At 37.7% G+C, this 13,722-nt stretch carries 14 protein-coding genes; 9 read left to right on the top strand and 5 right to left on the bottom strand.

Features of this window, described 5'->3' with window-relative positions:
* Nucleotides 1-6: 6 nt before the first annotated feature.
* The 4 genes from modB to FJR05_RS24810 all read right to left on the bottom strand — a co-directional run bounded on the left by modB (nucleotide 7) and on the right by FJR05_RS24810 (nucleotide 4,260).
* Complete coding sequence (gene modB, locus FJR05_RS24825; RefSeq protein ID WP_168646571.1) at nucleotides 7-1,803, bottom strand: molybdate ABC transporter permease subunit; 1,797 nt, start codon at nucleotides 1,801-1,803, stop codon at nucleotides 7-9.
* Nucleotides 1,804-1,935: 132 nt separating this feature from the next.
* Nucleotides 1,936-2,730, bottom strand: coding sequence for a molybdate ABC transporter substrate-binding protein (gene modA / locus FJR05_RS24820; protein ID WP_168646570.1), 795 nt, complete (start codon nucleotides 2,728-2,730; stop codon nucleotides 1,936-1,938).
* 272 nt (nucleotides 2,731-3,002) lie between these two features.
* Nucleotides 3,003-3,836, bottom strand: a complete 834-nt coding sequence (locus FJR05_RS24815) for a M56 family metallopeptidase (RefSeq protein WP_174783848.1) — start codon at nucleotides 3,834-3,836, stop codon at nucleotides 3,003-3,005.
* Between the two features lie 4 nt (nucleotides 3,837-3,840).
* Nucleotides 3,841-4,260 carry a BlaI/MecI/CopY family transcriptional regulator gene (locus FJR05_RS24810; protein WP_168646569.1) on the bottom strand — a complete coding sequence of 140 codons (420 nt, stop codon included), beginning with the start codon at nucleotides 4,258-4,260 and terminating at the stop codon, nucleotides 3,841-3,843.
* A gap of 239 nt (nucleotides 4,261-4,499) precedes the next feature.
* Between FJR05_RS24810 and FJR05_RS24805 the strand changes: the two genes are divergently transcribed.
* From FJR05_RS24805 to FJR05_RS24765, 9 genes are all read left to right on the top strand, one after another.
* On the top strand, nucleotides 4,500-5,621 hold the full coding sequence (locus FJR05_RS24805; RefSeq protein ID WP_168646568.1) for a sensor histidine kinase KdpD: 1,122 nt from the start codon (nucleotides 4,500-4,502) through the stop codon (nucleotides 5,619-5,621).
* Between the two features lie 282 nt (nucleotides 5,622-5,903).
* Nucleotides 5,904-6,434 (top strand): universal stress protein, encoded by a 531-nt coding sequence (locus tag FJR05_RS24800; RefSeq protein WP_168646567.1) that lies wholly within the window; start codon nucleotides 5,904-5,906, stop codon nucleotides 6,432-6,434.
* Nucleotides 6,435-6,574: 140 nt separating this feature from the next.
* Entirely contained in the window at nucleotides 6,575-7,087 is a 513-nt protein-coding gene (hoxE, locus tag FJR05_RS24795; protein WP_168646566.1) for a bidirectional hydrogenase complex protein HoxE, read from the top strand.
* Nucleotides 7,074-8,681 carry a NuoF family protein gene (locus tag FJR05_RS24790; protein WP_168646565.1) on the top strand — a complete coding sequence of 536 codons (1,608 nt, stop codon included), beginning with the start codon at nucleotides 7,074-7,076 and terminating at the stop codon, nucleotides 8,679-8,681. The genes hoxE and FJR05_RS24790 overlap by 14 nt, the downstream gene beginning before the upstream one ends.
* Nucleotides 8,682-8,767: 86 nt before the next feature.
* Nucleotides 8,768-9,484 (top strand): bidirectional hydrogenase complex protein HoxU, encoded by a 717-nt coding sequence (gene hoxU, locus FJR05_RS24785; protein WP_168646585.1) that lies wholly within the window; start codon nucleotides 8,768-8,770, stop codon nucleotides 9,482-9,484.
* A gap of 35 nt (nucleotides 9,485-9,519) precedes the next feature.
* Entirely contained in the window at nucleotides 9,520-10,041 is a 522-nt protein-coding gene (locus FJR05_RS24780; protein ID WP_168646564.1) for a DUF3122 domain-containing protein, read from the top strand.
* A gap of 12 nt (nucleotides 10,042-10,053) precedes the next feature.
* On the top strand, nucleotides 10,054-10,599 hold the full coding sequence (locus FJR05_RS24775; RefSeq protein ID WP_168646563.1) for an oxidoreductase: 546 nt from the start codon (nucleotides 10,054-10,056) through the stop codon (nucleotides 10,597-10,599).
* A gap of 87 nt (nucleotides 10,600-10,686) precedes the next feature.
* Nucleotides 10,687-11,301, top strand: a complete 615-nt coding sequence (locus FJR05_RS24770; protein ID WP_168646562.1) for a CP12 domain-containing protein — start codon at nucleotides 10,687-10,689, stop codon at nucleotides 11,299-11,301.
* A 129-nt stretch (nucleotides 11,302-11,430) separates the two neighbouring features.
* Nucleotides 11,431-12,879 (top strand): Ni/Fe hydrogenase subunit alpha, encoded by a 1,449-nt coding sequence (locus FJR05_RS24765; RefSeq protein ID WP_168646561.1) that lies wholly within the window; start codon nucleotides 11,431-11,433, stop codon nucleotides 12,877-12,879.
* Between the two features lie 295 nt (nucleotides 12,880-13,174).
* On the opposite strand, the gene FJR05_RS24760 is transcribed toward FJR05_RS24765, so the two are convergent.
* Nucleotides 13,175-13,537 carry a pentapeptide repeat-containing protein gene (locus FJR05_RS24760; protein WP_168646560.1) on the bottom strand — a complete coding sequence of 121 codons (363 nt, stop codon included), beginning with the start codon at nucleotides 13,535-13,537 and terminating at the stop codon, nucleotides 13,175-13,177.
* Nucleotides 13,538-13,722: the final 185 nt, after the last annotated feature.

The following is a 13,722-nucleotide window of genomic DNA, read 5'->3' as shown; positions in this document are numbered from 1 at the left end:
TGGGTTTTACTCCATTAAGAGTAATTGCGAAGGTTCTAATTGTACATACCAGGGAAAAGATTGATTTTGAATATTTTCCCATTTTTCTTTATATATTTCTCCTTGTAAGTGATAATCATGGGGATGATTACCAGGAGAATGGAGTTTGAGAAATACTGTCATGCGGTGAGGTGTTTCACTGGTACGCACTAAATAACAGGGGAAGGTGTTTATTTTTTGAGGATCTTTTGTGAAAATTAAATGATGAGCGCGAATACCAACATGAGATAATTGTGAAGGCATTTTTTCTCTGATTTGGAGAGTGCAATCCCAATCAATTGCTTCTATTTGTTGGGAAGATAAAATACTCGCACGGGAAAAGTTTTTACAACCTGTAAGTTGAGCGACATTTATACTTGCAGGATGTTGAAAAATCTCATATTTAGAACCATGATGTGCTTCTTTTCCCTGTTCTAATACTAATAGATTGGGACATAACCGATAGGCTTCTTCCATATTATGAGTAACAAACAAAGTTACTCCAGAATAATCATCGAGAATTTCTGTAACTTGTTGTTCTAATTGACTGCGAAGATGGGTATCTAAAGCGGAAAATGGTTCATCTAAAAGTAGTGCTTCTGGTTTGCTTGCTAAAGCCCTAGCTAATGCTACCCGTTGCTGTTGTCCCCCGGAAAGTTGATGCGGATAGCGATCGCCAAATCCTTGTAATTGCATGGCTATTAACTGCTTTTCTACCTCTTCTTTAACGTTTACAGATTTGGGTATGCCAAAGGCGATATTTTCCGCCACAGTAATATGTGGAAATAGGGCATAGTTTTGGAATAAAAAACCAATTCGGCGTTGATAAATGGGCAGATCAATTTTATTTTCTGAGTCAAATAATACCCGATTATTTAAAACTATTTTTCCTTTACTTGGTGTTTCTATGCCGGCAATACAACGTAAAATCATACTTTTTCCCGCACCAGAACCTCCCAATAATCCCAATGGTTGATTATCTGTGTTTAAGGTAACTTGAAGATGAAAATTGGCTAGTCTTTTGTCAATATCTAAAAATAAGCCGTTTTGGGAAGAGTTTTCTAATAGGAAAGAAGATTTATTTGCTAATTTTATTTGATTTTTAGATGGTTTTGTCAATTTTGATTTATAGGAAAGTTCTTGCCAAAAGTTAGCTAAAATAATCCCAGAAAGGGAAATAATCATCATGGTAATTGACCAAAACCAAGCTTCATTCATTGCCCCAGCTTCTACTGCGAAATATATGGCCATTGGTATAGTTTGAGTTTGTCCAGGGATATTTCCTGCTAACATCAAAGTTGCCCCAAATTCACCTAAAGCCCGGGCAAATGCTAAGGTGGTGGCAGCAATAATCCCCGGAAATGCTAGGGGTAAACTAATCCGCCAAAAAATTGTCAATTCTTTCGCACCTAATGTTCTGGCTACGCGCAATAAATTGGTATCAATTTGACTAAAAGCTGCCAATGCAGTTTTATACATCAATGGGAATGAAACTACTATAGCAGCGATCGCCGCACCATACCAAGTAAATACAACTGTTGTATTGAAGGGTTCTAGCAGTTTACCCACTGGACCATTTTTCCCAAAAAATATCAGCAGTAAAAACCCAACCACAGTAGGGGGAAGAATCAATGGTGCGACAAATATCCCCTCAATTAAAGATTTACCTTTACCACGATATCCCAACATCCAATAAGCAGCAGATACACCCAAAAAGAAAGTGATAAATGTTGCTAGTAAAGCCGTTTTTAATGATATCCAAAGCGGTGATAAATCCTGTGGCATAGTTTTTAATAAAGGTGTTTTTTAAGTAGGTTGTCGTTAAAAATTGTCGTTATGGTAAGGCAAGAGTGAAGAGGTTTTAGGCGACTTTACTTTTCTTTGCACAGATGGGTTTTATTGCGTTTACTTATTTAACTAAGGCAAAATAAATCCATATTTTTTAAATACGGACTTAGCTGGATCACTAGATAAAAATTTAGAAAATTCTTTAGCAGTATTAACATTTTTACTCCGGTTAATAATTGCTAAGGGATAAATAATGGGAGAGTGATATTTTTCATTGGCTGTAACTACAACTTTTACCTGATTAGAGATTTTGGCATCAGTTATATAAACTAATCCTACATCAGCATTACCAGTTTCTACAGATGCTAAAACCTGTCGCACGTTACTAGCAAAAACCAGTTTTGATTTAATTTGTGACCAAATTTTTAACTTTTCTAATACTTGTTGTGCATATTGTCCTGCGGGTACACTTCTTGGTTCACCAATGGCGATTTTTTTGACTTTGCTATCTTTGAGATTATAGAAACTAGTGATACCGACAGCATTTTTAGGTACTACCAAAACTAAATTGTTTTTAGCAATGATATTCCGAGTTCCTGCAACCAAAAATCCTTTTTGTTCTAAAGTATCTATTTGTTTTTTTGCCGCAGATATAAAAATATCCGCCGGCGCACCTTGTTCGATTTGTTGCTGTAATGCCCCTGAACTACCAAAGTTATAATTTATTTTGACGTTTGTTTTACTTTGTTGGTAAAGGGGTTTAATTTCTTCTAGTACCTCTTTTAAACTAGCAGCGGCGGATATAATTAAGTTGGTATTGGATTGTGCGAAAATTGGTGATGAAATTAGTCTAGGTAAGCCAATTGTCAATAGCAAAGTGGCTAATGCTGTAGCAATCAAGACTAATAATTTTCTGCTTTTCATGGGTAAACAGGATGGGGGAAATATTTAGTGCTGGTGTTAACTTGGTATATTTTCACCAAGACTACTATATTAGTTACCAATTTTATTGGTAATGCTGTATTGAGAAAATAAATCTATTTTAGATGATTTATCTTAAAAATTGGACACAGACTGTATCTAAGATTACTTTTTGCCAGATTATATAAATAAATACCTATAATATTTACCAACTAAGTTGGTAGTTATGGTAGTTGAGTTTTTTCCTCCTCTCCAGAAAGTAGAGAGGAAATCATTCAAGTATGAAATACGACTGTAATTAGGGGGAGAAAGGCGAGGAGAAAAATCCGCCAGGAGGGTAATTGTGCTGCTGGTATTGGTTCAGGTGGTGTTAATAAGGCTTCGATTCTTTGTTCCAGGCGATCGCCTGTACCCAAGGCTGCACAACAAATATCTGATACCGTCGAGTTGTTACTAACGACCAATAACAGGGATTCTGCTAATATTAAAGGATCTACTTGGGATGCAGCATAACTATCAGCCCGTAATTCGCGTAAAACTAACAACTCTTGCCATAAAGGCTCAGTATTCGGCAACCAAGCGGTACAAGAACGCATCCAGCCCAGCCAAAAGAACCAAAACGTATCCCTATACTGATAATGCCCTTGTTCGTGGGCTAAAACACTTTCTAGATGGACTGGAGAGAGGGTTTGTAGTAGTCCTTGACTAACGACTAATTCCGGTTGCCAAAAACCCATTTGTCCGGCAAATAAAGCTTGAGTTTGTAGAAGTCGGGCAGATTTACCATCTAGGGTAATTTGAGGGCATTCACGGGCAGATTTAATGGCTTTCCAGCCCCCAAATGCTAGTTTGATACCAAAGATATTAAAAAATCCCAGAAAAATTAAGGACAGGAGATAGCTAAAAGAGTCGGTATACATTCCGCCCATTTTTCCCTGTGTCCCCATGCAGACTACAGATGTAACTGTCATGAAGATGAGTAAGGGGGGAAACAGGAATAAAAATAGGGTTTTCTGCCAGCGTAAATGCCAATTTCCTTGGGGGATTTTGCCAAAAAATCGCAACCACCAAGCAATGGTAACAGCGGTGATAATCATCAGTAGATGCATAATGTTACTTTTCTCCTCTGGCTTCCCGTGCAGCTTGGATGCGTTTAGCGATCGCTTCGATTTGGTCACTAGCAGCTTGATCTAAACTATCAGCAAATGCCGCAATTACATCAGGATTTCCCACTGCTAAAAATCGCTGTAATTGATCATGTGCCTTAATTACTTCTGCTTGTTGTTTAGTCAATAAAGGCTGCCAATAAAAGGCTTTCCCTTGTTTATTGCAAGCTAACCAGCCTTTTTCCGTCAACCGACGGAGAACCGTAGTTACAGAAGTATAAGCCAATTCGCGGTTAGGATCAGCTAAAATGCGATCATGTACATCTTTGACAGTAACAGAACTCAGTTCCCAGACGATATTGAGAATTTCTGCTTCCAATGGACCAAGAGACATTTGTTGGGGACGATAATCGGGTAAAGGAGCCATATTGATAATTGAAGATGTAATCTGGATTTTATCTCGTCTAGAATGCGTCAGACCCAATAATTTGCAAAAAAAAACAGTTTTCTCTCACGCCTTGGTTAAAAATGTGAATTAGGTGCAAGGAATAAGCGTTAAAACTGTTTATTTATCGGTCACTTTTTCAGATTTAATATTATTCTTGCCTCCCTCCAATTTTTCCTCTAATTCTTTCTTCTGACTCCTGACTTCTAGCCCTAGTTATTATGTCTTATCCTCATATACCCTCCCCTGACAGTTCTTATATTCGTCCTGCTCGACGTGGAAAGCATAAAATATTTATTGGTATGGCTCCTGGTGTGGGAAAAACTTACAGAATGCTAGAGGAAGCACATCAACTGCAACAAGAAGGTATTGATGTTGTTGTTGGCATGATCGAAACTCATGGACGCAAAGACACTGCTGTAAAAGCTATAGGATTAGAAGTAGTTCCGAAAAAAGCCAATATTCATAAAAATACCAACCTCCAAGAAATGGACACAGAGGCAATTTTAAACCGCTCTCCCCAACTGGTATTAGTTGATGAATTAGCACATACAAATATTCCTGGTTCATCTAGAGAAAAACGTTATCAAGATGTAGAATTAATTTTAGCAGCCGGCATAGATGTTTACTCTACTGTAAATATTCAACATTTAGAAAGTTTGAATGATTTAGTGGCAGGAATTACGGGTGTTGTCGTCCGAGAACGCATTCCAGATCGATTGCTGGATGAAGCTGATGCTGTGGTTGTCATTGATGTCACTCCAGAAACTTTAGAAGAACGGTTACGGGAGGGTAAAATTTATGCTGCTAATAAAATTGAGCAATCTTTAGAAAACTTTTTTCAGCGTCGTAACCTCATTGCTTTGCGAGAATTAGCATTAAGAGAAGTCGCAGATACAGTTGAGGAAGAAGCAAATACTTCCATCTCTCCTGGGCAAATTCGCACTGTCCATGAACGAGTTTTGATATGTGTATCTACCTATCCAAATTCGCTTCAATTATTACGGCGGGGGGCGCGAATTGCCAATTATATGAATGCTAAATTATATACTGTATTCATTGCTGATCCTGAACGGTTTCTGACTAAAAAAGAAAGTTTACATATTCATACTTGTGAGAAACTATGCGGAGAATTTGGTGGTGAATTTCTTCATGTTAAAAGTTACAATGTTGCTCAAGCGATCGCTCAAGTTGCCGCAACTAATCATATCACCCAAATAGTCATTGGTGAAAGTCAACAACCTCGATGGAAAAGATTTTTTAAACGCTCTTTCACACAACGCTTACTGGAGTTAATTAGAGATCAGCACATAGATTTACATATTATCGCCACAGAGAAATAAATTTTAATATTTCTTAATCTATCTTAAATAAGATGCAATTTTTTTCTTTCTTTTATAGTGTAAATGTCAAACCTTAATTGCCAAATTCTTGATTTATAAATCCAAGAATTGCAGTTAGACAAAGTGTAAAATTTAATTACGAAATTATGTCATAAAAGGCTTTTAGTCCCGACTTCTGCTGTACAATTGTTAGTGGATATTAAAGATGCTTTTACCAAACATTAACCTAAAAAGCTGAATATACTCATTATCATTAGTTAGCAAGCTAACATCGAGGTATATATGTTTAAGAAAATTTTAGTTGCAGTAGATCGCTCGGAGATGAGTGTAAAAGTTTTTGAGCAAGCTTTATCTTTAGCTAAAATCACATCTGCAAATTTAATGCTACTGCACGTTTTATCACAGGAAGAGGAAGGCAGTCCAGAGGCGCTGGTTTTCCCCAATATTGACTACTATCCTGGCTGGAACGAGCAAAGTTTTAAATTATACCAAGAGCATTGGGAAAAATTTAAAAATGAAGGTTTGCAAATGTTACAGTCATGGAGCGCCCAAGCTAATACATCTGGTATTAATACGGAATTTACGCAAAATACTGGTAATCCAGGACGAATGATTTGTGAATTAGCCATTGACTGGAATGCTGACTTAATTATTATGGGACGACGGGGACGTTCTGGAATAGCGGAATTTTTTCTCGGTAGTGTGAGTAATTATGTTTTACATCATGCACCTTGTTCAGTGCAGATTGTTCATGTTCCTATTAGTTCCCAAGCGGTAAATGTTTCTTCAGCAGCTACTACGGTTAGCAAGTAATTCTAGATGAAGCTGCATAGAATCAGATTTTCAGAATTATTAACCGCAGATAAACGCAGATGAACGCAGATAAAGACGGATGAATTAATGGATTTTATGATTCTGTGCAGCCTTAAATAAAGTTGGTCTGTGAAAAAAATATGAAAACATCAGTTCCACCTTCTTCAACTCATCCCAGTGGAGATAAGCGGTTAAAGATTTTAGATGCAACTATTAAGCGTCATCAATACCAACAAGATGCACTTATTGAAATTCTACATCGGGCTTCTGAGCTATTTGGTTATTTAGAACTGGATTTATTGCTGTACATTTCCCATAGTCTGAAGTTACCACCTAGTCGGGTTTATGGGGTGGCTACTTTCTATCATTTGTTTTCCCTAGCACCGAAAGGAGTTCATAACTGTGTAGTTTGTACGGGTACAGCTTGTTATGTTAAAGGCTCAACGGCAATCTTAACAAATGTGGAAGAGTTTACGCAAATTCACGCAGGAGAAACTACCGCCAATGGTCAAATTTCTTTGATGACAGCTAGATGTTTGGGGGCTTGTGGAATTGCCCCTGCGGTAGTGTTTGATGGCGCTATTTTAGGTAATCAAACCCCGGAATCAGTTTGCGAAAAAGTAGGAGAATGGGGGCAAAATGGAACTAAGTGAATTATTAGAAATTGCCCAAAAGGAAATTTCTCAACGAAAATCTGTACAAATTCGCTGTTGTACTGCTGCGGGTTGTCTCTCTTCTGATTCTCAAGCTGTGAAAGACAATCTCGAAACATCTGTGAAAGCTGCGGGTTTAGAAGATACTGTGCAAGTTGCTGGTGTAGGCTGTATGCGTCTATGTTGTCAGGGACCATTGGTACAGGTGGAAAACAAGGAGAATCCCACCTCATCAAAATTGTATGAAAAAGTCACCCCAGAAAATGCCGCAGAAATTATTGCGGGGGTAAATGGAGAAGAAACAAATTTACAACAAGGTGATTTAAGTCAGCCATTTTTTAGCCGTCAATTACCAATTGTGCTAGAAAACAGTGGTAAAATTGACCCCGAACGAATTCAAGCTTACATTGCGGCTGATGGTTATCAGTCCCTTTACCAAGTGTTGCGGGAAATGAAACCCAGTCAGGTAGTGGAAACTATTACTAAAAGCGGTTTAAGGGGACGCGGTGGTGCTGGTTATCCCACTGGGTTAAAATGGGGAACTGTGGCTAAATCCCTCGGTGAGAAGAAGTTTGTAATTTGCAATGCTGATGAAGGTGATCCCGGTGCATTCATGGATAGGAGTGTATTAGAAAGTGACCCCCATCGAGTTTTGGAAGGGATGGCGATCGCTGCCTATTCCATTGGCGCAAATCAAGGCTATATTTATGTTAGGGCAGAATATCCTATTGCTATTAAACGTCTAGAAACTGCCATTCGTCAAGCCCAACGCTTAGGACTTTTAGGTTCACAAATCTTTGACTCACCCTTTGATTTTAAAGTCGAAATCCGCATTGGTGCGGGCGCTTATGTCTGCGGTGAGGAAACGGCGTTAATGGCTTCCATTGAAGGTAAACGTGGTGTCCCCCATCCCCGTCCACCATACCCGGCTGAATCGGGTTTATGGGGCTATCCAACGTTAATTAACAACGTGGAAACCTTTGCCAATATCGCCCCGATTATTCGTAAAGGTGCTGATTGGTTTGCTAATATCGGCATTGGCAAAAGCAAAGGCACAAAGGTGTTTGCATTAGCGGGAAACATCCGCAACACGGGTTTAATTGAAGTCCCAATGGGAACAAGTTTACAAGAAATTGTCGAGGAAATGGGCGGAGGTGTTCCCGACAATGGTATAGCTAAAGCAGTACAAACTGGCGGACCTTCAGGGGGATGTATTCCTGCGTCAGCTTTTGCTACACCTGTGGATTATGAATCCTTAACCGCCTTGGGTTCGATGATGGGTTCGGGTGGGATGATTGTCATGGATCAAACTACAAATATGGTAGATGTCGCTCGTTTTTTCATGGAATTTTGCATGGATGAATCTTGCGGTAAGTGCATTCCTTGTCGTGTGGGAACTGTGCAATTACATGGTTTATTAACAAAGATTAGTCAAGGAAAAGGTTCACTCGCGGATTTAGATTTATTGGAGGAACTTTGCGACATGGTAAAACACACCAGTTTATGTGGTTTAGGACAGTCTGCACCAAATCCAGTTTTTAGCACTTTGCGATATTTTCGAGATGAATATTTGGAATTAGTCAGTTGTCATTAGTCAGTTGTCAGTTGCAAGAGTTCTTTAGCAATTACCAATTACCAATTACCAATTACCAATTACCCATTACCCATTACCAAATTACTATGACTGTCAAAACCTTAACAATCAATGGGGAATTGATTAGCGCTCGTGAGGATGAAACCTTACTCGAAGCAGCGCAGGAAGCTAGTATTCATATTCCCACATTATGCCATTTAGAAGGTGTGGGTGATATTGGTGCTTGTCGTTTATGTTTGGTAGAAATTGCGGGAAGTAATAAATTACAACCTGCTTGCGTGACTAAAGTTACAGAAGGAATGGAGGTGAATACAAATAGCGATCGCTTACAAAAATACCGACGCACAATTATCGAAATGTTATTTGCCGAAGGTAATCATATTTGTGCCGTTTGTGTTGCTAATGGTAACTGTGAATTACAAGATTTAGCCATAGAAATGGGCATGGATCATCTGCGCTTAGAATATCAAAATCCTCAACGTCCTGTTGATACTTCCCATCATCTTTTTGGCATAGATCATAATCGTTGTGTGCTTTGCACTCGCTGTGTTCGTGTCTGTGATGAAATTGAAGGCGCACATACTTGGGATATGGCAGGACGAGGATCAAAATCTCACGTAATTACTGATTTAAATCAACCTTGGGGAACTTCCCAAACCTGTACTTCCTGCGGTAAATGTGTGAATGCCTGTCCCACAGGAGCGTTATTTGATAAAGGTTCAAGTGTCGGGGAAATGAAACATGATCGGGGTAAAATCGAATTTTTAGTAACTGCAAGAAATAAAAAGCAATGGAATCTTTAGTCATTGGTCATTAGCATAATTTAAAATGAAATCTCATGTTACGACATATTCAACAAATATTTAAGCGAATTCTATTCGTGGGAATATTGACAACATTGATATTCCTTGGTTTAGCAAATCTATCATCTGAAAAAGTAATTGCTGCTGTTACTCAAATAGGAAAACCACCAGAAGAAGTTATTTATCGCTCACAAGTAAAATTAGATGATCAATCAGGAAAAGTCTGGCAAATTGTATTATTTAAACAAGTGTATTCAGACCAACCATCTAATATCAACCTTCGTCTAGTTGGCTTTCCTGGTTCTGCGGAATTAATTCACCCCCAACCATTAAGAATTACTACCAATACAGGTAAACTTTGGAATGCTAATGATATATTTTTAAAGGAAGCCCCAGCACCAACTATTGGTCAATATAATTTGACAGAAATCTTACCTCAATTACCTCCAGAATCTTTAACTTTATCTATACCCCTTCCCGGCAAAAACTTTATTAATATCACAGTTCCTATTCATGTTGTCAAAGAATGGCAATCATTAATTTCAACTGAAAACTGAAAAGGTAAAAAAATGACTACAATCAAATTAGCAACAGTGTGGTTAGGTGGGTGTTCTGGTTGTCATATGTCCTTTCTCGATTTGGATGAATGGTTAATCTATTTAGCCGCACAAGTAGATATAGTTTATAGTCCCTTAGCTGATATTAAAGAATATCCCGAAGGCGTAGATATCGTATTAGTTGAAGGGGCTATAGCTAATGAAGAACATTTAGAATTAATTCACAAAATTAGAAAACGGACTAAAACAATAATTTCCTTTGGAGATTGTGCTGTCACCGGTAATGTTACCGCCTTACTAAATCTTGCCGGTGGTGCTGAACCCGCTTTACAATTAGCTTATGTCCAAGAAGCCGATATTAATCAACAAATTCCCCATTCACCAGGTATTGTTCCCCCTTTATTAGATAGAGTTGTTCCTGTACATAAGGTAGTAGATGTTGATATTTATTTACCAGGGTGTCCCCCTTCAGCCCCCCGAATTAAGGCTGCACTTGAACCTTTATTAAGAGGAGAAAGACCCGCTATGGATGGACGAAACATGATTAAATTTGGTTAATTAGTAATTATAACCAAATAAATATCTTCTTTCTTTATCCTGACTCCTGACTCCTGACTCCCGACTCCTATTTTTTCGAGGTAAATTATGTTAACAGCAGCAGATGTAATGACTAAAGATGTGGCCATGATTCGCAGTTCAGCCACAATAAAAGAAGCCGTTGATTTAATGAAATCTAGAGATTGGAGAGCATTAATTGTAGATCGTCGTCATGAACAAGATGCTTATGGCATGATTACAGAAAGCGATATTGTTTATAAAGTAATAGCCTACGGAAAAGATCCCAATGAAGTCCGTGTTTATGAAATTATGACTAAACCTTGTATTGTTGTTAATCCAGAATTAGGTTTAGAATATGTAGCCAGATTATTTGCTAATCATCATCTTCGTCGTGCGCCTGTAATTAGTGGTGAATTATTAGGAATAATCTCACTTACTGACATCTTAGCTCGAAGTAGTTGTTTAGAAAAACCCCGCTCATTTTTCTTAGAAGAAGAATTACAAAATGAAATCAAAAAAGCTCGTCTTGTTTCTGCTGACAAAGGTACTAATTCCCCTGAATCTGCCGCAGCTTGGGATGTAGTAGAAGAAATTCAAGCCGAAATAGCCCATCAACGCGCCAAAAAACCTCTAAAAACAGCTTTTGAAGAATACTGTGATGAGTACCCAGAAGCCGCAGAAGCTAGGATGTATGATTCGTAATTTCAGGTGACATATACGTAGGTTGGGTAGAACGAAGTGAAACCCAACATTATCAAAGTTTTTGTTAGGTTTCCTTGCATCAACTCAACCTACAATTTTCTATTATTCCCAATCATCTATTATTTATTTATGAAAACCATTGTTATTGATCCAGTTACTCGCATTGAAGGACACGCAAAAATTAGTATCTATTTAGATGATGAAGGTCAAGTAAATGATGCTAGATTTCATGTTACCGAATTTCGCGGTTTTGAGAAATTTTGTGTTGGTCGTCCGTTTCCAGAAATGCCGGGAATTACGGCGAGAATTTGCGGTATTTGTCCAGTCAGTCATTTATTAGCATCAGCAAAAACAGGCGACAAAATACTAGCTGTTACAATTCCCAAAACAGCGTCTCAATTACGCCGTTTAATGAATTTGGGTCAAATTGTCCAATCCCATGCCCTCAGCTTCTTTCACCTTAGCGCACCAGACCTATTATTAGGCATGGATAGTGATCCCGAAAAACGTAACGTATTTGGATTAATTGCTGCTGAACCAGAATTAGCTAGAGGTGGGATTCGTTTACGGCAATTTGGACAAGAAATCATTGAATTATTAGGAGGTAAAAAAGTCCATCCTTCCTGGTCTGTTCCCGGTGGAGTCAGCGACCCTTTAGCTGAAGAAAATCGCACTCACATTCAACAACGAATTCCTGAAGCCAAAGCCACTGTAATTAATGCTATAGAGTTATTTAAAGGTTTATTAAAAGATTATGAAAAAGAAGCTCAAACCTTTGGTAATTTTCCTAGTTTATTCATGGGTTTAGTCAGTCCCGAAGGTTTATGGGAAACCTATGATGGGCATCTCCGATTTGTTGATAGTGCAGGAAACATTGTTGCTGATAAACTTGACCCCAGTAACTATCATGAATTTCTCGGTGAAGCCGTTCAAGCTGATTCTTATTTAAAATCTCCCTACTATCGTCCTTTGGGTTATCCTGATAGTAGTGATCATTGTCGTTTAGATAGTGGAATGTATCGAGTTGGACCATTAGCTAGATTAAATATTTGTAGTCACATTGGTACACCTTTAGCAGACGCAGAATTAAAAGAATTCCGCTCTCATGGAAACGGCACTGTTAAATCATCATTTTTCTATCATTATGCCCGGTTAATTGAAATTTTGGCATCAATTGAACACATAGAAATTATCCTTGATGATCCTGATATTCTCTCAACTCGTATCCGTGCAGAAGCTGGGATTAATTGCTTAGAAGCTGTGGGTGCAAGTGAAGCACCAAGAGGAACATTATTTCATCATTATCAAGTTGATGAAAATGGTTTAATGTTAAAGGTGAATTTGATTATTGCTACTGGTCAAAATAACTTAGCAATGAATCGTACAGTTGCCCAAATTGCCCGTCATTTTGTTCAAGGTAGTGAAATAAAACAAGGAATGTTAAACCGTGTGGAAGCTGGAATTCGGGCTTTTGATCCTTGTTTAAGTTGTTCAACTCATGCAATGGGACAAATGCCTTTACTAATAGAATTAGTGGACACAAATGGAACTATAGTTAATCAAATTTATCGTAATTAAGTATCTAGTTTAGATCCCCAACTTCTTAAAGCAGTCAGGGATCTTGGATTTGTATTTATATGATATAATTTGTCATCTTTCCCTGAATTAATCTTAGATTTAACTAAAGTATTTCCAGGAAAAAATTAAGTTATAAAATTAAAATTTGCAAAAATTGATAAAATGTGCTATTTTTATTGTCAAGTGATATAGTGGGGGTTGTGTGATTATTTTAAATAATCTCAGTATAAATAATAAGCGGCCGATATAGCCGCGTCAGTATCTATACTGGTTATCTACCCATTTTCACACCTACTTAAATAGGGTTAAAATTAGTGGGAAAACGGGTATTCTGATCATAATCTGCTTTTTCTAAATGCGTCCCTTCTAAATTAGCTTGACGTAAGTTTGCGGAAAATAACATTGCTCCGCGTAAATCTGCATTTTGTAAATTAGCATCACTTAAATCAGCAAAACTCAAATCACATCCTCGCAAATTTGCACCGCTAAGGTTGGCTTTACTCAAATCAGCATAGCTGAAATTAGAGCCTTTTAAATCCAAACTTTGTAAATTAGCATCACCTAGTTCTGCTTTTTCAAAGTTTCTTTTTCCCATTGCATATTCTTCGACAATCCTCGCAGCACTATTAATTGGCTGTTGAAAATTAACTTCAGGCATAAAACAGCCTCACAATTTATCTAAAAAGTTTAATGGTTTTATGAAAACTATCCAAATTCATAATATAACGAATAAGTAAGAAAATAAATGTCCTGTTCATATAAATTTGTTTTGAGAACGTTTATGTTTTCTGATCATGTAGTCAAATTTTACTCTTAGTCTCCTATACAAAATTAAGAGGAAAC

Source organism: Dolichospermum sp. UHCC 0259 (assembly GCF_009711935.1).
Classification (GTDB): domain Bacteria; phylum Cyanobacteriota; class Cyanobacteriia; order Cyanobacteriales; family Nostocaceae; genus Dolichospermum.
The sequence above is the reverse complement of the archived record's forward strand: the minus strand, read 5'-3'. Positions and strand labels throughout refer to the sequence as shown.

Coding starts and splice junctions, on each gene's coding strand:
- FJR05_RS24790 (WP_168646565.1), top strand. CDS start 7,074: ATGGAACTAAGTGAATTATTAGAAATTGCCCAAAAGGAAATTTCTCAA.
- modA (WP_168646570.1), bottom strand. CDS start 2,730: ATGAAAAGCAGAAAATTATTAGTCTTGATTGCTACAGCATTAGCCACT.
- hoxU (WP_168646585.1), top strand. CDS start 8,768: ATGACTGTCAAAACCTTAACAATCAATGGGGAATTGATTAGCGCTCGT.
- modB (WP_168646571.1), bottom strand. CDS start 1,803: ATGCCACAGGATTTATCACCGCTTTGGATATCATTAAAAACGGCTTTA.
- FJR05_RS24805 (WP_168646568.1), top strand. CDS start 4,500: ATGTCTTATCCTCATATACCCTCCCCTGACAGTTCTTATATTCGTCCT.
- FJR05_RS24810 (WP_168646569.1), bottom strand. CDS start 4,260: ATGGCTCCTTTACCCGATTATCGTCCCCAACAAATGTCTCTTGGTCCA.
- FJR05_RS24760 (WP_168646560.1), bottom strand. CDS start 13,537: ATGCCTGAAGTTAATTTTCAACAGCCAATTAATAGTGCTGCGAGGATT.
- FJR05_RS24780 (WP_168646564.1), top strand. CDS start 9,520: ATGTTACGACATATTCAACAAATATTTAAGCGAATTCTATTCGTGGGA.
- FJR05_RS24765 (WP_168646561.1), top strand. CDS start 11,431: ATGAAAACCATTGTTATTGATCCAGTTACTCGCATTGAAGGACACGCA.
- FJR05_RS24775 (WP_168646563.1), top strand. CDS start 10,054: ATGACTACAATCAAATTAGCAACAGTGTGGTTAGGTGGGTGTTCTGGT.
- hoxE (WP_168646566.1), top strand. CDS start 6,575: ATGAAAACATCAGTTCCACCTTCTTCAACTCATCCCAGTGGAGATAAG.
- FJR05_RS24815 (WP_174783848.1), bottom strand. CDS start 3,836: ATGCATCTACTGATGATTATCACCGCTGTTACCATTGCTTGGTGGTTG.
- FJR05_RS24800 (WP_168646567.1), top strand. CDS start 5,904: ATGTTTAAGAAAATTTTAGTTGCAGTAGATCGCTCGGAGATGAGTGTA.
- FJR05_RS24770 (WP_168646562.1), top strand. CDS start 10,687: ATGTTAACAGCAGCAGATGTAATGACTAAAGATGTGGCCATGATTCGC.